Raw genomic sequence first — 18997 nt, 5'->3', positions numbered from 1 at the left:
GGAACGACAAAACAATGGCCTGGAGGCTACCTTGTTAAACTCATTTAAACTTTCGCTTCAATACATTCTGCCGAAACTGTGGCTCACTCGCCTGGCGGGCTGGGGCGCGAGCAAACGAGCGGGCTGGCTGACCAAACTGGTCATCGACCTTTTCGTAAAATATTACAAGGTCGACATGAAAGAGGCGCAGAAGCCGGATACCGCCAGCTACCGCACCTTCAACGAGTTTTTCGTCCGCCCACTGCGCGACGACGTGCGCCCGCTGAATACGGACCCTAACGTGCTGGTGATGCCTGCAGATGGCGTGATTAGCCAACTGGGTCACATCGAAGACGACAAAATCCTGCAGGCGAAAGGCCATAACTACAGCCTGGAAGCGTTGCTGGCAGGTAACTACCTGATGGCGGATCTGTTCCGTAACGGGACCTTCGCGACCACCTATCTCTCACCGCGCGACTATCACCGCGTGCACATGCCGTGCAACGGCATCCTGCGTGAAATGATCTACGTTCCGGGCGATCTGTTCTCCGTGAACCACCTCACGGCGCAGAACGTACCTAACCTGTTCGCCCGTAACGAACGCGTCATTTGCCTGTTTGATACTGAATTCGGCCCTATGGCGCAGATTCTCGTGGGCGCGACCATTGTCGGCAGCATTGAAACCGTCTGGGCTGGCACCATCACCCCACCACGTGAAGGCGTGATCAAGCGCTGGACCTGGCCTGCCGGTGAAGAAGAAGGCTCTGTCGCCCTGCTGAAAGGTCAGGAGATGGGTCGCTTCAAGCTGGGATCAACCGTTATCAACCTGTTTGCACCGGGTAAAGTTAAGCTGGCCGAACAGCTTGAAAGCCTGTCGGTCACCAAACTGGGTCAGCCGCTGGCCGTCTCTACCGAAACCTTCGTAACGCCGGTGGCAGAACCTGCACCGTTGTCCCAAGAAGAGATCGACGCCGAGCACGACGCCAGCCCGCTGGTTGACGACAAAAAAGACGAAGGCTAATAACAGAAGGATCGCTGACGTGCGCCCGATTATCGTTCTACTGATGGCCTGGTGCCTCAGCATGGGGGCGTACGCAGCGACAGCCCCCGACGCAAAACAGATAACCCAGGAACTGGAGCAGGCAAAAGCGGCAAAACCCGCTCAGCCAGAGACCGTTGAGTCGCTCCAGTCCGCCCTGAACGCGCTTGCGGAGCGAAAAGGCTCCCTTGAGCGCGCGCAGCAATATCAGCAGGTTATCGACAACTTCCCCAAACTCTCGCAAACGCTGCGCTCGCAGCTCAGTAATCTGCGTGATGAACCGCGCGATATACCGGCGGACATGTCTTCTGATGCGCTGAATCAGGAGATCCTCCAGGTCAGCAGCCAGCTTCTGGAAAAGAGCCGTCTGGCTCAGCAGGAGCAGGAGCGGGCGCGTGAAATTGCCGACTCGCTCAGCCAGCTTCCCCAGCAGCAAACCGATGCCCGCCGCCAGCTTAATGAAGTTGAGCGTCGCGTTGGCACGCAAAGCGGCAACACGCCGCAAGCGCAGGCGCAGAATCTGGGGCTGCAGGCCGAATCTGCTCGCCTCAAAGCCCTTGTCGATGAACTGGAGCTGGCGCAGCTGTCCGCCAATAACCGCCAGGAGCTGTCGCGGATGCGCTCTGAGCTGGCGCAGAAGCAGAGCGAACAGTTGGATGCATATCTGCAGGCCCTGCGTAATCAGCTTAACAGCCAGCGGCAGCGCGAAGCCGAGCGTGCGCTTGAAAGCACCGAACTGCTGGCGGAAAACAGCGCGAACCTGCCCAGCGGCATCGTTGAGCAGTTTAAGGTCAACCGCGAGCTCTCTGCGGCGCTGAACCAACAGGCGCAGCGTATGGATCTGGTAGCCTCGCAACAGCGCCAGGCTACCAATCAAACCCTACAGGTCCGCCAGGCGCTTAACACGTTGCGTGAGCAGTCCCAGTGGCTAGGGTCATCAAACCTGCTGGGTGAAGCGTTACGCGCGCAGGTCTCACGCCTGCCGGAAATGCCCAAACCGCAGCAGCTGGATACCGAAATGGCTCAGTTGCGCGTGCAGCGACTGCACTTTGAGGATCTGCTCAACAAACAGCCGCAAATCCGCCAGATCCGTCAGGCTGACGGACAGCCGCTGACCAGCGAGCAGAACCGCATTCTGGAAGCCCAGTTGCGTACCCAGCGTGAACTGCTGAACTCTCTGCTCCAGGGCGGGGATACGCTGATTCTGGAACTGACCAAGCTGAAGGTCTCTAATAGCCAACTGGAAGATGCGCTGAAAGAGGTGAATGAGGCAACGCACCGTTATCTCTTCTGGACCTCCGACGTACGGCCGATGACCTTCTCGTGGCCGATTGAGATTGTTCAGGACCTGCGCCGCCTTATTTCGCTGGATACCTTCAGCCAGCTGGGCCAGGCCAGCGTGATGATGCTCACCAGTAAAGAGACCATTTTCCCGCTGCTGGCCGCGCTGATTCTGGTGGGCTTCAGCATTTACTCGCGCCGGTATTTCACCCGATTCCTGGAGCGCTCCAGCGCCCGGGTGGGGAAAGTTACGCAGGATCACTTCTGGCTGACGTTACGTACCGTCTTCTGGTCGATTCTCGTCGCCTCACCGCTACCGGTGCTGTGGATGACGCTTGGATATGGCCTGCGGGAAGCCTGGCCCTACCCGCTCGCGGTGGCCATTGGCGATGGCGTCACTGCCACGGTGCCACTGTTGTGGGTGGTAATGATTTGCGCCACGTTCGCGCGGCCCAACGGTTTGTTCATCGCTCACTTCGGCTGGCCGCGTAATCGCGTTGCACGCGCCATGCGTTACTACCTGATGAGCATCGGACTGATTGTGCCGCTGATTATGGCGCTGATCATGTTCGATAAACTCAACGACCGGGAATTCTCAGGGTCGCTGGGCCGCCTCTGCTTTATGCTGATATGCGGGGCGCTGGCAATTGTCACGCTCAGCCTGAAACGCGCCGGTATCCCGCTCTATCTGGATAAATCCGGTAACGGCGACAACATGTTCAACCGGCTGCTCTGGAACCTGCTGCTGAGCGCACCGCTGATTGCCATGCTGGCAGCGACGGTGGGTTACCTGGCGACCGCCAAGGCGCTGCTGGCGAGGCTTGAAACCTCGGTGGCGATTTGGTTCCTGCTTCTGGTGGTGTATCACGTGATACGCCGCTGGATGCTGATCCAGCGCCGCCGCCTGGCGTTCGACCGTGCCAAGCACCGGCGGGCAGAGATCCTCGCCCAGCGTGCGCGTGGCGAGGAAGAGCCAAACCATGTCAACAGCACAGAAGGCACGACGGAAGCTGACGAAGTCGAGCTGGATCTGGATGCCATCAGTACTCAATCCCTGCGACTGGTACGCTCCATCCTGATGCTGATTGCCCTGCTGTCGGTGATCTTCCTGTGGTCGGAAATTCACTCCGCATTTGGCTTCCTGGAAAACATCTCCCTGTGGGACGTAACGTCCACGGTACAAGGTGTGGAGAGCCTGGAGCCGATTACCTTAGGCGCGGTGTTGATTGCCATTCTGGTGTTGATCATCACCACCCAGCTGGTGCGTAACTTCCCGGCGCTGCTGGAGCTGGCCCTGCTGCAGCATCTCGATTTAACCCCAGGGACGGGATACGCAATTACCACCATCACCAAATATCTGATCATGCTGTTTGGCGGGCTGGTCGGCTTCTCAATGATTGGTATTGAATGGTCGAAACTGCAGTGGCTGGTGGCGGCACTTGGTGTGGGGTTAGGGTTTGGCTTACAGGAGATCTTCGCTAACTTTATCTCTGGCCTGATTATTCTGTTCGAAAAACCGATTCGTATTGGCGATACGGTAACGATCCGCGATTTGACCGGCAGCATCACCAGGATCAACACGCGCGCCACCACGATCAGCGACTGGGACCGTAAAGAGATCATCGTGCCGAACAAGGCGTTTATTACCGAGCAGTTTATCAACTGGTCGCTGTCAGACTCCGTCACGCGTGTGGTGCTGACGGTACCTGCGCCGTCGGATGCCAACAGCGAAGAGGTCACTCAGATCCTCTACACCGCCGCGGAGCGCTGTTCATTCGTGATCGATAACCCGGCGCCGGAAGTGTTCCTGGTGGATTTACAACAGGGGATCCAGATTTTCGAACTGCGTATTTACGCCGCCGAAATGGGACACCGTATGCCACTGCGTCATGAGATCCACCAGCTGATTCTGGCAGGGTTCCGTGAGCACGGCATTGATATGCCGTTCCCACCGTTCCAGATGCGTCTGGAAAGCCTGGACGGGCGCAAAACGGGAAGAACGTTAACGTCAGCGGCGCGCACACGCCCGGCAGGAAGTCTGTAACCCTTCTCCCCTCCCTTCCGGGAGGGGAATGTTTGACCGCTACGCCACTTCCGTCAGCAACGCCACAGAACGTCGGCGGTAATTCTCATAAATCCCCATCGCCAGAAGTGAGAAGAAGACTGGGCCGCCCACCATCCACAGTGCGCTACTCCAGTCACTCGCCTCAATCACCGGCTGAATAACGGTAAAGATGTTGGCGAATGCCACTACCAGCACCACCACCGTGGTTGCCAGCAGCGTGGCGGCGCGCGTTTTGAAAATCACAAACGGACGCTCAAGATCCTGCTTCGCCTTAAAGAACGGGAAGGCCAGGCTCAGAAAGAGATAAGGCAGCGTCATCGACACGTTCGCCATCAGGGTCAGCTTGTTATAAAACGCTGACGCGGTATCCCCACCAAACGACACCAGCAAAATGAACACGCTGACTAGCAGGCACTGCATCCACATGGCGTTGGCGGGCATACCTGCGGTATTCAGTTGCGTCATGCGTGCAGGCCACAGCGCTTTTGGCGTGCCCTGAATTATCGCTTTCAACGGAGAGTAAATCAGCGTGAAAAACGCGCCGGTATAGGCAAGGAACATGGACAAGCCGGTGATGCGTGCAAACCAGACGCCCATCGTTGCCGCCGCTTCCGGTGTCAGATTCATCGCTTGTCCCAGCGTCATCCCCAGGCTTTTCATCAGCACATAGGTAATGTTGCCCAGGTTAGTGGTGTTGTTGCTGAGTACCTGCTGCCAGTTGGTGCTGACGCCCCAGAGGAAAATTGCCAGTGAATAACCAATGGAGATAACTATCGCGGCAAAAATAATGCCTTTCGCAAAGTTCTTTTCCGGGTTCTCGGTCTTGTCGACCAGGCCGCCCACCGCCTCAATACCGCCGTACGCAAAAATGGCAAACACCACAAAGGAGAGCATAGCGAGCCCGGACTGATAGCTCGGGTTGGGCGAGGAAACGAAGTTCACCTCCTGAGCGAAATGCCCGCCGTTCAGGCACAGAATGGCAATGCTGACCACCAGCAGCACCAGGTTCAGGCACATCACTGAGATCCCGCCCACGGCGGTAATGCGGGCAATTTTGTTGATGCCCTTAGACGCCATCAGCGTTACAACCACCATCCAGCAAACGGCCAGAATCCCGACCACCTGCGTGGAGCTCAGACCGGCCAAAGACCAGACCTGAGTGTGATCGCTGCCGAAAACAAACGTCGAAAACGGTACCCAGACCTTGGCCGCCGTACTGACCATCCAGACCACATACGAGGAGAACCACATAAACGTGCCGATAAACGCGTAGCGCGGGCCGATGCTGTTGTTCATCCAGGAATAGATCCCGCCCTCTTCTTTGCGGTAGGCCGCCCCCATTTCCGCCATCATCAGCGCAAACGGTATGAAGAAAAACAAAGCCGAGACGATATAGAACGGCGTTGCGCTGTAGCCCATCAGATAGAAAGCCGACGGGCTGTTGGCAAAGCCAAAGACGGAGGTAAAAATCATCAGGATGAGCCCGGTGAGGGTCATCTTTTTAAGTGACTGGGACATAGCGCCATCCAAAGGAAGTTAAACTGCGCGGATGGTAGCAGAAGACCAGACTAATATTGTGGCTATTAGGGGCAAATTAAGAAAAAGACCTGCGTACAGAGAATGTGGCAGTTTTTAATGTTGTCGTGCGGAAATGGAAAGGTTAATTGACATCAGAGGTGAGCCGGGTAAGCGACAGCGCTACCCGGCAATACGGTGCGTTATGCGCGATCGACTGTAAACGCGATCACTTCGCCCAGCTGTTCTGCACCCAGCGCCAGCATCACCAGACGATCAACGCCCAGCGCCACGCCGGAGCAGTCCGGCAGACCCGCTTTCAATGCTTCCAGCAGATGGGTATCAATAGGCTGCTGCGGCAGACCACGTGCCGCGCGCTTGCGGTTATCCTGCTCAAAACGCTGCTGCTGTTCGCGTGCGTCGGTCAGTTCGTGGAAGCCGTTCGCCAGCTCGATACCTTTGTAATAGACCTCAAAACGCTCCGCCACGCGGTGATCTTCGGTGCTGATCTGCGCCAGCGAAGCCTGGCTTGCCGGGAAGTGATATACAAACGTCGGCCGGTCTTTGCCAATTTGCGGCTCAACGCCAAAGGTGAAGAGCAGTTGCAGCAGCGTGTCGCGGTCTTCTTCGGTATCTGCCACGTTGCTCAGATCCAGTTTTGCCGCCACTTCGCGCAGCTGCGCTTTATCCGCAGAGAGCGGATCAATTTCCAGGTAACGCTGGAAAACCTGCTGATAAGAGAGCGTTTCCGCTTCTGAGCACTCCAGCACCTGCTGCAGCAGATCGTCCACCTCGTTCATCAGGCGGTACATATCATAATGCGGACGGTACCACTCCAGCATGGTGAATTCCGGATTGTGGTGACGCCCCATCTCTTCATTACGGAAACTGCGGCACAGCTGATAGACCGGGCCACACCCTGCCGCCAGCAGGCGTTTCATGTGGTATTCCGGGCTGGTCATCAGATACAAATTCATGCCCTGTGAGTGGCCAGGACCAACAAAACGGGTTTCAAACGGGACCAGATGAATATCCGTTACCGTTGCCTGACTCATGCACGGGGTTTCCACCTCAAGGACGCCGCGGTCGGCAAAGAAGCGGCGGATCTCCGCCATAATTGCAGCGCGTTTTAGCAGGTTGGGGATGGATGCGCTCGGCTGCCAGGTGGCCGTTTCGCTCATGAGTTTTTCTCCGATTTCAGACAAGGGCACGAAGTCTACTCGTTACCAGGGACGGAGACAAATTTTGCGCAGTAAAAAAGCGCATTTCATTTAGGTGAACAATTGCGCGACGAAATTCATTACTCACCGCGATAAATCGCCGCACAGAACAGCAAAAAAATCGAACACGTCAAATTTCCCTGACATCCACGCGGTTATACTGCTTTACCCATAAAGGAGCAGTGGAAACGCTTTCGCAATCGTCCTTTTGGACGGGTGAACTACCTTTAGTTTATCGCGTTGCGAAATAACAAAAATCTGGAGGAATGTCGTGCAAACTTTTCAAGCCGATCTTGCCGTTATAGGCGCTGGCGGGGCTGGATTACGTGCTGCGATTGCTGCAGCACAAGCTAATCCCAACGCTAAAATCGCATTGATTTCAAAAGTCTATCCGATGCGCAGCCATACGGTTGCCGCAGAAGGAGGATCCGCCGCCGTTGCGCAGGATCATGACAGCTTCGAATACCATTTCCACGACACGGTTGCAGGGGGCGACTGGCTTTGCGAGCAGGATGTCGTTGACTACTTTGTACACCATTGTCCTACGGAGATGACCCAGCTTGAACAGTGGGGATGTCCGTGGAGCCGTCGTCCGGACGGCAGCGTCAACGTTCGCCGCTTCGGCGGGATGAAGATCGAACGCACCTGGTTCGCCGCCGATAAAACCGGCTTCCACATGTTGCACACCCTGTTCCAGACCTCCCTTCAGTTCCCACAGATTCAGCGCTTTGACGAACATTTCGTCCTCGACATTCTGGTTGATGACGGTCAGGCGCGCGGTCTGGTGGCGATGAACATGATGGAAGGCACCCTCGTCCAGATCCGCGCCAACGCGGTGGTCATGGCTACCGGCGGTGCGGGGCGTGTTTACCGCTACAACACCAACGGCGGTATCGTCACCGGTGACGGCATGGGCATGGCGCTCAGCCACGGCGTGCCGCTGCGGGATATGGAGTTCGTGCAGTATCACCCTACTGGGCTGCCCGGCTCCGGCATTCTGATGACGGAAGGCTGCCGTGGTGAAGGCGGTATCCTGGTCAATAAAAATGGCTACCGCTATCTGCAGGATTACGGCATGGGCCCGGAAACCCCGCTCGGCGAGCCGAAAAACAAATACATGGAACTGGGCCCGCGCGACAAAGTATCTCAGGCCTTCTGGCACGAGTGGCGCAAAGGCAACACCATCGCCACGCCACGCGGCGATGTGGTCTACCTCGACCTGCGTCATCTTGGCGAGAAGAAACTGCTGGAACGTCTGCCGTTCATTTGCGAACTGGCAAAAGCCTACGTTGGCGTCGATCCGGTGAAAGAGCCGATTCCGGTACGTCCAACGGCCCACTACACCATGGGCGGTATCGAAACCGATCAGCAGTGCGAAACCCGCATTAAAGGGCTGTTTGCCGTGGGCGAGTGCTCCTCTGTCGGCCTGCACGGTGCTAACCGTCTGGGGTCAAACTCACTGGCGGAGCTGGTGGTCTTTGGCCGCATGGCGGGCGAACGCGCGATGGAGCGTGCTGCCACCGCCGGCGAGGCGAACAGCGCGGCGCTGGATGCCCAGGTCGTTGACGTCGAAAAACGGCTGAAGAGCCTGGTGAACCAGGAAGGAAATGAAAACTGGTCGAAAATCCGCGACGAGATGGGCCTGTCGATGGAAGAAGGCTGCGGTATCTACCGTACCCCTGAACTGATGCAAAAAACCGTGGATAAGCTGGCAGAGCTGCAGGAGCGCTTCAAGCGCGTGCGCATTACCGATACCTCCAGCGTGTTCAACACAGACCTGCTCTATACCATCGAGTTGGGTCACGGCCTGAACGTGGCGGAATGTATGGCGCACTCTGCGCTGGCACGTAAAGAGTCACGCGGCGCGCATCAGCGTCTTGATGAAGGCTGTACCGAACGTGATGACGTCAATTTCCTGAAACACACTCTCGCCTGGCGCGATGCGGATGGCACCACCCGTCTGGACTACAGCGACGTGAAAATCACGACGTTGCCACCGGCTAAACGCGTGTATGGCGCAGAAGCAGAAGCCGCCGAGAAGAAGGAGAAGGCGAATGGCTGAGATGCAGAAACTGAAAATTGAAGTGGTGCGCTACAATCCGGAAGTGGACACCGCACCGCACAGCGCATTCTATGAAGTCCCTTATGACGAGCAAACCTCTCTGCTGGATGCGCTCGGCTATATCAAAGATAACCTTGCGCCGGACCTGAGCTACCGCTGGTCGTGCCGTATGGCAATCTGCGGCTCCTGCGGCATGATGGTCAACAAGGTGCCAAAACTGGCCTGTAAAACTTTCCTGCGTGAATACACCAAAGGCATCAAAGTAGAAGCGCTGGGTAACTTCCCGATTGAACGCGATCTGGTGGTCGATATGACCCACTTTATCGAAAGTCTGGAAGCGATTAAGCCGTACATCATCGGCAATCCACGTACGCCGGATCAGGGGACGAACACCCAGACGCCAGCTCAGATGGCGAAATACCATCAGTTCTCCGGCTGCATCAACTGTGGTCTGTGCTACGCCGCGTGTCCACAGTTTGGCCTGAATCCAGAGTTTATTGGCCCGGCGGCCATTACCCTGGCGCACCGCTATAACGAGGACAGCCGCGACCACGGTAAAAAAGAACGTATGGCGCAGCTTAACAGCCAGAACGGCGTCTGGAGCTGTACTTTTGTGGGCTACTGCTCCGAAGTCTGTCCGAAGCACGTCGACCCGGCCGCCGCTATTCAGCAGGGTAAAGTGGAAAGCTCGAAAGACTTTCTTATCGCCACCCTGAAACCACGCTAAGGAGTGCATAATGACGACTAAACGCAAAGCCTACGTGCGGCCAATGCCGTCCACCTGGTGGAAGAAACTGCCGTTTTATCGCTTCTATATGCTGCGTGAAGGCACCGCGGTGCCGGCGGTCTGGTTCAGCCTGGAGCTGATGTACGGTGTTTATGCCCTCAAACATGGCCCTGAAACCTGGGCCAGCTTTGTCGGCTTCCTGCAAAACCCCATCATCGTGATCCTGAACCTGATTGTGCTCGCGGCAGCGCTGCTTCATACCAAAACCTGGTTTGAACTGGCGCCAAAAGCGGCGAACATCATCATTAAAGACGAGAAAATGGGGCCAGAGCCTGTCATTAAAGGGCTATGGGGAGTGACGATCCTCGTCACTGTGGTCATTCTGTTTGTCGCACTGTTCTGGTAAGGAGACTACTGTGATTAATCCAAATCCAAAACGTTCTGACGAGCCGGTCTTCTGGGGACTGTTTGGCGCAGGGGGGATGTGGAGCGCCATCATCGCGCCGGTCATCATCCTGCTGGTCGGTATTATGCTGCCACTGGGGCTGTTTCCGGGCGATGCGCTGGGTTACGAGCGAGTACTGGCCTTTGCCAGCAGCTTTATTGGCCGTGTGTTCATCTTCCTGATGATCGTCCTGCCGCTGTGGTGTGGCCTGCACCGTATTCACCATGCGATGCATGACCTGAAAATCCATGTCCCGAGCGGGAAATGGGTGTTCTACGGTCTGGCAACCATCCTGACGGTGGTTACGCTGATTGCCGTGGTTACTATCTGATACATCAGGCCCGCCTCCCGGCGGGCCTGTCATTTCTGCATTTTCCCCACCAGCCACTGTGCAAACTCACGCATTGCAGGGGTTTCTGTCCGTGACTGCAATCGGGTTAACCAGTAACTGCCCAGCTCAATCTGTGTCGCAAACGGCTGAATGATACGTTCGCTGTTCAGCAGATGAGTGAACATACCCACAGGTGCGATAGCAATTCCCACGCCGGCCTGCGCGGCTTCCAGCATGGTAACGGATGAATCAAACACCATCACCCGATGCGTTGGTGACGGCGGGAGTTCGCCCGCGGCCTGCATCCACGCCGACCATTCATCGCGTCGGTAGGAGCGCAGCAGCGTAAACTTCAGCATGTCCGCCGGTGCTTGTAGCCCGACGGCAATTTCAGGCGTGCACAGCGGAGCCAGCGGCGCAGAACACAGAAATGTCGCTTCAGTGCCATGCCACGCCCCTCCACCGTAGCGGATCGTGTAATCCAGCCCTTCGGCGGCCGGATCGACGCGGTTATTATGGGTCGAAAGATGCAGATCGATATGCGGATAGCGGCGACGGAAATCATCCAGCTGCGCGAATAACACCCCGGTCGCAAAAGTCCCCACCACGCCAATTTTAAGCTTCTCCAGCGCGCGATGACTGGCAAAGCGATCCAGCATGCCGGCGATACGATCAAACGAATCGTTCAGCACCGGCAGCAGATTCTCGCCCTCTGTCGTCAGCATCAATCCGCGCGAAACCCGGACAAACAGCTGACAGTTCAGATGTTGTTCCAGCGTCTTAACGTGCTGACTGATGGCTGAATGGGTGACATTCAGCTCAATGGCAGCATTAGTAAAACTGAGGTGCCTTGCGGCGGCTTCGAAGGCACGAAGCGAATTAAGCGGTAAATAGCTGCGTGTCATCGACCCATCCGTTAGAAAAATTAACAGCTAATGCTAAATTTAACCGTTTGTCAGCCACAGTCAAATCCAACAGACTGGGTATGTCTGACGGGCCCGGACACTCCCTTGACTCGCTATTACGGAAGATAACTGATGATGAAAAAATCCCTGTGCTGCGCCCTGCTGCTCAGCACCTCCTGCGCTGCATTAGCCGCACCTCTGTCAGAAACACAGCTGGCGAAGGTCGTGGAACGTACCGTTACGCCCCTGATGAAAGCGCAGTCTATTCCGGGTATGGCGGTCGCCGTGATCTATCAGGGCCAGCCGCACTACTTCACCTTCGGCAAGGCCGATGTCGCCGCGAACACACCCGTCACTGCACAAACGCTGTTTGAGCTGGGCTCAATCAGCAAAACCTTCACCGGCGTTCTGGGTGGCGATGCTATTGCTCGCGGTGAAATTTCGCTGGGCGATCCGGTGACCAAATACTGGCCTGAGCTGACCGGCAAACAGTGGCAGGGCGTTCGCATGCTGGACCTGGCAACCTATACTGCCGGTGGCCTGCCGTTACAGGTGCCCGATGAGGTTACCGATAATGCCTCGCTGCTGCGTTTTTACCAGTCCTGGCAACCACAGTGGGCGCCAGGCACCACGCGTCTTTATGCAAATGCCAGCATCGGTCTGTTTGGGGCTCTGGCGGTGAAACCTTCTGGCATGCGCTTTGAGCAGGCGATGACGGAGCGGGTCCTGAAGCCGCTTAACCTGAACCATACGTGGATTAACGTTCCGAAGTCAGAAGAACCGCATTACGCCTGGGGTTATCGTGACGGTAAAGCGGTTCACGTTTCGCCCGGCATGCTCGACGCCGAAGCGTATGGCGTGAAAACCAACGTGAAGGATATGGCGAGCTGGGTGGTGGCTAACATGGCCCCCGATGGCGTACAGGATGCCTCACTGAAGCAGGGCATGGTGCTTGCACAGTCTCGCTACTGGCGCACAGGCTCGATGTACCAGGGCCTGGGCTGGGAGATGCTCAACTGGCCGGTAGAAGCCAAAACCGTGGTGGAGGGCAGCGACAACAAAGTAGCGCTTGCACCGTTGCCCGTGGCAGAAGTGAACCCTCCTGCTCCACCGGTAAAAGCGTCATGGGTACATAAAACAGGCTCGACGGGCGGATTTGGCAGCTACGTGGCATTTATCCCTGAGAAGGAACTCGGCATTGTTATGCTGGCGAACAAGAGCTACCCGAACCCGGCGCGCGTGGAAGCGGCATACCGTATTCTGAGCGCTCTACAGTAAAATCTTGCCGGGTGATGCTGATGCCCACCCGGCCTGCAAAATTCCCGCATTTTCCTTGCTGTCATCTACACTTAACAAAAAACAGTAAGGAAACTCCTATGCGCATTTTGCCTGTTATCGCCGCAGTGACAGCCGCGTTTTTAGTGGTTGCCTGCAGCTCCCCGACTCCCCCTCCCGGCGTTACCGTTGTCAGCAATTTCGACGCACAACGTTTTCTTGGAACATGGTATGAAATCGCGCGCCTTGACCACCGTTTTGAACGGGGTTTAGAGAAGGTCACGGCAAATTACAGCCCGATGGATGACGGCGGTATTCAGGTTATCAACCGGGGTTATAATCCGGACCGGGAAATGTGGCAGCAGTCGATTGGACAAGCGTACTTTACCGGCGACCCGCGACGGGCCGCGCTCAAAGTCTCCTTCTTCGGCCCGTTCTATGGCGGATATAACGTGATCGCGCTCGACAGAGAGTACCGTCACGCGCTGGTCTGCGGGCCGGATCGCAACTATCTGTGGATCCTCTCTCGCACCCCAACCCTTTCACCTGAGATGAAACAGCAGATGCTGGACGTCGCGACCCGGCAAGGGTTTGATGTGTCGAAACTCATCTGGGTAGAACAACCCCATTAATGGGTGCTGAGCTTCAACCCAATAATACCGGCCACAATCAGGGCGAGGCTGGCGATACGCGCCAGACTCGCTGACTCACCCAACAGCAGGATCCCCGTGATGGCCGCCCCCACGGCGCCAATTCCCGTCCAGACGGCATACGCTGTCCCCACCGGTAAAGAACGCATCGCCCACGAGAGCAAAACGATACTCACAATCATCGCGGTAAGGGTAATGACGCTGGGTGTCAGGCGGGTAAAACCGTGGGTGTACTTCAGACCTATCGCCCATACCACTTCGAGCAGGCCAGCAATAACAAGAATGATCCAGGACATTTCAGGCTCCTTAACTTAAATGCAAGTTGGGGCCGTCCCCGATGAAGGAAGCGCTTACGGGTCGTCCCGCAAGGCAAAGATTACGCCTCATATTTTGGTTAGCGTGCGATTTTTTTTCAATCCTTTTGTGCTGAACATGTTAAGGCAAGAAATAGCCGCAGTATGCCGCGCAGTTCAGGCATTTATCACTCATCCGACTTCTCTATGATGATGTGCTTTCTGATGGCAGGAAGCCAAACCACTAGCCGACTGCGAATATAATATGTTCAAAATTCTTTTGATTGACCGTTGTCACTTCACCCGCACCGGGTTTGAAGCATGGCTCAATCATTCCGGTTTATTTCCGGAAAACGTCGTTGTGACCGGCCTGAATAATCTTTTCCTCGCCAGAGAGCACATTCTGCAATGGAAACCGACGCTGGTTATTGCTGACCTGCATGGGTTCAGACAGGATGTCCATCCCTTTCAGTCCCTCTCATCTTTGCTGAACGCCAGCGAAAGAGTGCCCTTTATTTTGCTGCAATCGGGTGAGGATAGTGAAATGACCACCTGGCTGAAGCAATTCCCGGTCTGGTCATCGCTGTTGAAAAATGCCCGTCTTGAACAACTGGGGACAGTTATCCACGACGCACTCATTTCGCACGCGAACAGTGAAAAGCCAAAGGTAACCGCGCCTTTGCTGACGCGCCAGGAGGAGAAAGTGCTGACGTTGTGGATGGAGGGTGCCAGCAATCAGAAAATTGCGGCTCACCTGAGTATTAACGGTAAAACGGTCTATACCTATAAACGGAATATCCGCATGAAATTGCATATGGATACGCGTTATTCACCGTTTTTATCCCTGCAGGAATCAGAAAGCTGACGGTACGAAACCCGTCTGGTTCCGTACCGTTTATTCAATTACTGCTGTGCTTTACTTGCCGCACCAGAGATTGCGCTACCACCTTCAGAAATATCCTGACCAACGCCACGCGTGGTATTACAGGCTGTTAATACTGAAGAAAGTACCAGGACTGAAAAGATCGCTGCAATTGTCTTCTTAACCATAATATCGTCCTTTTATAGCCAAAGTTGTTTTGTGTATAGCAATTTAAGAATAGACAATATCCCGTCGTTTGACGGAAAAGGACGCATTTTTAGGAAAATTAGACGGGGTTAGCTGGCCGCGTGAGAAATGATATGGCCGAGATCCTGGATATCTTCCCCCATTCCACGCGTGGTGTTACAGCCGGAAAGCAACGCGCTGGACAGCGCTAACAGAAGCAGAATTTTAACGGTACGGTTCATCATCCCTGCCTGCAAAAAACAGGCGCAGCGGGCGCTGCGCCTTCAGTCTTGACGTAAATTACTTCACGCGAGATACGTATTCGCCGGAGCGGGTATCTACTTTGATCACTTCACCAGTCTGTACGAACAGTGGAACTTTAACCACTGCACCGGTGGACAGGGTAGCTGGCTTGCCGCCAGTACCTGCGGTATCACCTTTCAGACCTGGGTCGGTTTCAACGATTTCCAGCTCTACGAAGTTTGGTGGGGTAACAGCGATAGGCTGGCCGTTCCACAGGGTCACGATGCACTCAGCCTGGTCCAGCAGCCATTTTTCGCTATCGCCAATCGCTTTAGCATCCGCAGACAGCTGCTCGAACGTTTCGTTGTTCATGAAGTGCCAGAACTCACCGTCGTTGTACAGGTAAGTCAGGTTCATATCGACAACATCAGCGCCTTCAGCGGAGTCAGTAGACTTGAAGGTTTTCTCAACACGGGTACCGGTCAGCAGGCGACGCAGCTTAACGCGCGCGAATGCCTGGCCTTTACCTGGTTTAACGAATTCGCTGGCTTCAACCGCGTACGGTTCGCCGTCCATCATGATTTTAAGACCAGCACGAAAATCGTTGCTATAGTACGTTGCCATAAGGCCCTCTAAATTTGTTAACTGGTAGCTAAGCCACAAAATGGCGCATATTGTAACCCTAAACACCCCGTCCAGAGAAGATTGGTTATCGCAACTTGCCGATGTAATCACCAGTCCTGATGAATTGCTGCGTCTGTTAGACCTCGATCAGCACCCAGAGTTGCTTGCAGGCCGCGAGGCTAAGCGACTTTTTGCCCTGCGGGTTCCCCGCGCGTTTGTTGCCCGTATGGAGAAAGGAAACCCTGACGATCCATTATTAAAACAAACGCTTACTGCGCAGGAAGAGTTTATATCAGCGCCAGGATACAGCACCGATCCTCTGGAAGAGCAGAACAGTGTGGTACCGGGTTTACTGCACAAATATCTCAACCGTGCTCTTCTGCTGGTGAAAGGCGGCTGCGCGGTAAACTGCCGTTATTGTTTCCGTCGCCACTTCCCGTATGCCGAAAATCAGGGCAATAAACGCAACTGGCAGGTCGCCCTGGACTATATCGCCGCCCATCCGGAACTGGATGAGATCATTTTTTCGGGTGGCGATCCGCTGATGGCAAAAGATCATGAACTGGACTGGCTGTTGACCCAGCTTGAAGCCATTCCACACATCAAGCGTTTGCGCATCCACAGCCGTTTACCGATTGTTATTCCGGCACGCATCACGGACGGTCTGGTCGCTCGCCTTGAGCAGTCTCGTTTACAGGTTCTGCTGGTGAACCATATCAACCATGCGAATGAAATCGATGAGGCATTCCGTGCGGCGATGGCGCGTCTGCGTAAAGCGGGTGTGACGCTGTTGAACCAGAGCGTGTTGCTGCGCGGTGTGAATGATAATGCCCGGGTTCTGGCGAAGCTCAGTAATGCGTTATTCGATGCGGGCGTGATGCCCTACTACCTGCACGTACTGGATCGTGTGCAAGGCGCGGCGCATTTCATGGTCACGGATGAAGAGGCCCGGCAGATTATGCGCGAACTGTTAACGCTGGTTTCAGGCTATATGGTGCCGAAGCTGGCGCGAGAGATTGGCGGTGAGCCGAGTAAGACGCCGCTGGATTTGCAACTGCGGCAACAATAACGGCAGGTGGCGCTACGCTTATCCGCCCGGTGGGGTTGGGCGCAGCGCCATCAGCAATGTAGATCAGTTAGGGCACTTATAGACCTGGCCATTCATCTGGCTGGCCGTTGGCACGAAGCTGGACAACATCCCTTGCGACGGGCTGCTCACACCGTAAATCACGTTGCCACCCATCTCTGCAGCCTGGTTACGCAGCGCGTTAGCGGCACCGCGCATAGATCCACCTTCTTCACCGTGCTGACCCGACATCCAGTTGCTTTGCTCACCGGTTGCCGTGCCTAAAAACTGGCACTCGTTACCCGGCTTATCTTCAACAAAGCGAACGCCCTGACCTGCAGCAGACAGCTCATTGCTGGAGCTACAACCCGCCAGCAGCAATGCTGCTCCTACGATCCCTGCACAGACTTTTACGCGCATGTTATTCCTCGTTTTCAATAAGCTGGACAGCAGATGTTGTCCGTGTGTAAACCTTATACTAAAAAGATGACCAAAAGAAAAACCCCCGAGCATTTCTGCCCGGGGGTTTTTCTCATTCTAAGCGGTAAAGCGCACGATTACATCATGCCGCCCATACCACCCATGCCGCCCATACCCGCAGCACCTAAGTCAGGTGCGTCGCCTTTAGGCATGTCGGTCACCATGCACTCGGTAGTGATCATCAGACCCGCTACGGAGGCCGCGTACTGCAGTGCAGAACGGGTCACTTTGGTTGGATCCAGGATACCGAAGTCGATCATGTTGCCGTATTCTTCAGTTGCAGCGTTGTAACCGTAGTTACCTTCGCCCGCTTTCACCATGTTCGCAACCACGGATGGCTCTTCACCGGCGTTGGAAACGATCTGACGCAGTGGAGCTTCCATTGCGCGCAGCGCAACTTTGATACCCACGTTCTGATCTTCGTTCTGAGCAGTCAGGCCAGCCAGTTTAGCGGCAACACGCACCAGCGCGACACCACCACCAGCTACCACGCCTTCTTCTACTGCTGCACGGGTCGCGTGCAGAGCATCGTCAACGCGTGCTTTCTTCTCTTTCATTTCAACTTCAGTTGCCGCGCCCACTTTGATTACTGCCACGCCGCCTGCCAGTTTCGCTACGCGCTCCTGCAGTTTTTCACGGTCGTAATCAGAGGTTGCTTCTTCAATCTGCTTACGGATCTGAGCAACACGGCCCTGAATAGCCGCTTCTTCACCCACGCCATCGATGATGGTGGTGGTGTCTTTGTTGATCACAACGCGTTTAGCCTGGCCCAGGTCTTCCAGGGTCGCTTTTTCCAGCTCCATACCGATCTCTTCAGAGATTACGGTACCGCCAGTCAGGGTAGCGATATCCTGCAGCATCGCTTTACGGCGGTCGCCGAAGCCAGGTGCTTTAACCGCAGCCACTTTCACGATGCCACGCATGGTGTTAACCACCAGGGTCGCCAGTGCTTCACCTTCAACGTCTTCAGCAATGATAACCAGCGGCTTGCCTGCTTTCGCAACGGCTTCCAGCACTGGCAGCATTTCACGGATGTTGGAGATTTTCTTGTCAGCCAGCAGGATGAATGGGCTTTCCAGCTCAACAGCGCCCGTTTCTGGCTTGTTGATGAAGTATGGGGACAGGTAACCGCGGTCGAACTGCATACCTTCAACCACGTCCAGTTCGTCTTCCAGACCGGTACCGTCTTCAACGGTGATCACGCCTTCTTTACCGACTTTGTCCATCGCTTCCGCGATCAGTTTACCTACGGTTTCGTCGGAGTTAGCGGAGATAGTACCAACCTGAGCAATCGCTTTAGAGTCGGAGCATGGAACGGACAGCGCTTTCAGCTCTTCAACCGCCGCAGTAACCGCTTTGTCGATACCGCGCTTCAGATCCATTGGGTTCATACCCGCAGCAACGGCTTTCAGACCTTCGGTGATGATAGCCTGTGCCAGTACGGTTGCGGTGGTGGTACCGTCGCCTGCAGCGTCGTTCGCTTTAGAGGCAACTTCTTTCACCATCTGCGCGCCCATGTTTTCGAACTTGTCTTCCAGCTCGATTTCACGTGCTACAGAAACACCGTCTTTAGTGATGGTTGGCGCGCCGAAGGATTTATCCAGCACTACGTTACGGCCTTTCGGGCCCAGGGTCACTTTAACTGCATCTGCCAGTACGTTTACGCCGCGGAGCATTTTTACACGAGCGTCGTTACCGAATTTTACGTCTTTAGCTGCCATGTTCTTATTTCCTCAAATTCTCGTGCGT

The 18997-nt window shown here is 55.4% G+C and carries 19 protein-coding genes; 10 read left to right on the top strand and 9 right to left on the bottom strand.

The genetic code is table 11. From position 1 onward, the window contains the following. Positions 1 to 31 precede the first annotated feature (31 nt). The gene (asd, locus tag HV340_RS01920; protein WP_020882952.1) at positions 32 to 1000 is read left to right on the top strand and encodes an archaetidylserine decarboxylase; all 969 of its coding nucleotides are present in this window, start codon (positions 32 to 34) and stop codon (positions 998 to 1000) included. Positions 1001 to 1019: 19 nt separating this feature from the next. Then, positions 1020 to 4343 (top strand): miniconductance mechanosensitive channel MscM, encoded by a 3324-nt coding sequence (gene mscM / locus HV340_RS01915; protein ID WP_025206261.1) that lies wholly within the window; start codon positions 1020 to 1022, stop codon positions 4341 to 4343. 39 nt (positions 4344 to 4382) lie between these two features. Here mscM and yjeM read toward each other — a convergent pair whose 3' ends face one another. Both yjeM and epmA read right to left on the bottom strand, forming a co-directional pair. Further along, positions 4383 to 5882 (bottom strand): glutamate/gamma-aminobutyrate family transporter YjeM, encoded by a 1500-nt coding sequence (yjeM, locus tag HV340_RS01910; RefSeq protein WP_063925742.1) that lies wholly within the window; start codon positions 5880 to 5882, stop codon positions 4383 to 4385. 200 nt (positions 5883 to 6082) lie between these two features. Beyond that, positions 6083 to 7060, bottom strand: a complete 978-nt coding sequence (epmA, locus tag HV340_RS01905) for an elongation factor P--(R)-beta-lysine ligase (RefSeq protein WP_020882955.1) — start codon at positions 7058 to 7060, stop codon at positions 6083 to 6085. Between the two features lie 310 nt (positions 7061 to 7370). Here epmA and frdA point away from each other — a divergent pair, with 310 nt between their 5' ends. Genes frdA through frdD form a run of 4 tightly spaced genes read left to right on the top strand, consistent with a single transcriptional unit; the run spans position 7371 to position 10664 of the window. Next, the gene (gene frdA, locus HV340_RS01900) at positions 7371 to 9161 is read left to right on the top strand and encodes a fumarate reductase (quinol) flavoprotein subunit (RefSeq protein WP_063925743.1); all 1791 of its coding nucleotides are present in this window, start codon (positions 7371 to 7373) and stop codon (positions 9159 to 9161) included. Beyond that, on the top strand, positions 9154 to 9888 hold the full coding sequence (frdB, locus tag HV340_RS01895; RefSeq protein WP_020882957.1) for a fumarate reductase iron-sulfur protein: 735 nt from the start codon (positions 9154 to 9156) through the stop codon (positions 9886 to 9888). The genes frdA and frdB overlap by 8 nt, the downstream gene beginning before the upstream one ends. 10 nt (positions 9889 to 9898) lie before the next feature. After that, positions 9899 to 10294 (top strand): fumarate reductase subunit FrdC, encoded by a 396-nt coding sequence (gene frdC / locus HV340_RS01890; protein WP_014168296.1) that lies wholly within the window; start codon positions 9899 to 9901, stop codon positions 10292 to 10294. A gap of 10 nt (positions 10295 to 10304) precedes the next feature. Continuing rightward, positions 10305 to 10664: a fumarate reductase subunit FrdD gene (frdD, locus tag HV340_RS01885; protein WP_020882959.1), complete on the top strand. Its 360-nt coding sequence runs from the start codon at positions 10305 to 10307 to the stop codon at positions 10662 to 10664. Positions 10665 to 10693: 29 nt separating this feature from the next. On the opposite strand, the gene ampR is transcribed toward frdD, so the two are convergent. Further along, positions 10694 to 11569, bottom strand: coding sequence for a LysR family transcriptional regulator AmpR (gene ampR / locus HV340_RS01880; RefSeq protein WP_020882960.1), 876 nt, complete (start codon positions 11567 to 11569; stop codon positions 10694 to 10696). 132 nt (positions 11570 to 11701) lie between these two features. On the opposite strand from ampR, the gene HV340_RS01875 reads away from it, so the two are divergent. Beyond that, entirely contained in the window at positions 11702 to 12847 is a 1146-nt protein-coding gene (locus tag HV340_RS01875; protein WP_059306485.1) for a cephalosporin-hydrolyzing class C beta-lactamase ACT-131, read from the top strand. Positions 12848 to 12945: 98 nt separating this feature from the next. After that, on the top strand, positions 12946 to 13476 hold the full coding sequence (locus HV340_RS01870) for a lipocalin family protein (protein ID WP_014168292.1): 531 nt from the start codon (positions 12946 to 12948) through the stop codon (positions 13474 to 13476). Here HV340_RS01870 and sugE read toward each other — a convergent pair. Further along, complete coding sequence (gene sugE, locus HV340_RS01865) at positions 13473 to 13790, bottom strand: quaternary ammonium compound efflux SMR transporter SugE (protein ID WP_032681885.1); 318 nt, start codon at positions 13788 to 13790, stop codon at positions 13473 to 13475. The two genes, HV340_RS01870 and sugE, sit on opposite strands and share 4 nt — an antisense overlap. Positions 13791 to 14052: 262 nt before the next feature. Here sugE and HV340_RS01860 point away from each other — a divergent pair, with 262 nt between their 5' ends. After that, complete coding sequence (locus HV340_RS01860) at positions 14053 to 14652, top strand: LuxR C-terminal-related transcriptional regulator (RefSeq protein WP_047743133.1); 600 nt, start codon at positions 14053 to 14055, stop codon at positions 14650 to 14652. Positions 14653 to 14690: 38 nt separating this feature from the next. Here the strand turns inward: HV340_RS01860 and ecnB are convergent, their stop codons facing one another. From ecnB to efp, 3 genes are all read right to left on the bottom strand, one after another. Next, entirely contained in the window at positions 14691 to 14837 is a 147-nt protein-coding gene (ecnB, locus tag HV340_RS01855; protein WP_014168289.1) for a lipoprotein toxin entericidin B, read from the bottom strand. 108 nt (positions 14838 to 14945) lie between these two features. Next, complete coding sequence (locus HV340_RS01850; protein ID WP_025206267.1) at positions 14946 to 15077, bottom strand: entericidin A/B family lipoprotein; 132 nt, start codon at positions 15075 to 15077, stop codon at positions 14946 to 14948. A 58-nt stretch (positions 15078 to 15135) separates the two neighbouring features. Beyond that, the gene (efp, locus tag HV340_RS01845; RefSeq protein ID WP_014882207.1) at positions 15136 to 15702 is read right to left on the bottom strand and encodes an elongation factor P; all 567 of its coding nucleotides are present in this window, start codon (positions 15700 to 15702) and stop codon (positions 15136 to 15138) included. 40 nt (positions 15703 to 15742) lie between these two features. On the opposite strand from efp, the gene epmB reads away from it, so the two are divergent. Further along, a complete protein-coding gene (gene epmB / locus HV340_RS01840; protein ID WP_063925744.1) occupies positions 15743 to 16771 on the top strand; it encodes an EF-P beta-lysylation protein EpmB in 1029 nt (342 codons plus the stop codon). 63 nt (positions 16772 to 16834) lie between these two features. On the opposite strand, the gene HV340_RS01835 is transcribed toward epmB, so the two are convergent. Together HV340_RS01835 and groL are read right to left on the bottom strand one after the other, a co-directional pair. Further along, entirely contained in the window at positions 16835 to 17188 is a 354-nt protein-coding gene (locus tag HV340_RS01835) for a DUF4156 domain-containing protein (RefSeq protein ID WP_020882965.1), read from the bottom strand. A 137-nt stretch (positions 17189 to 17325) separates the two neighbouring features. Further along, positions 17326 to 18969, bottom strand: a complete 1644-nt coding sequence (groL, locus tag HV340_RS01830; protein ID WP_014168284.1) for a chaperonin GroEL — start codon at positions 18967 to 18969, stop codon at positions 17326 to 17328. Positions 18970 to 18997: the final 28 nt, after the last annotated feature.

This window comes from Enterobacter sp. RHBSTW-00975 (assembly GCF_013615235.1).
Classification (GTDB): Bacteria; Pseudomonadota; Gammaproteobacteria; order Enterobacterales; family Enterobacteriaceae; genus Enterobacter; species Enterobacter ludwigii.
Note: the sequence above shows the minus strand (reverse complement) of the source record. Positions and strands in the feature narration are given on the sequence as shown.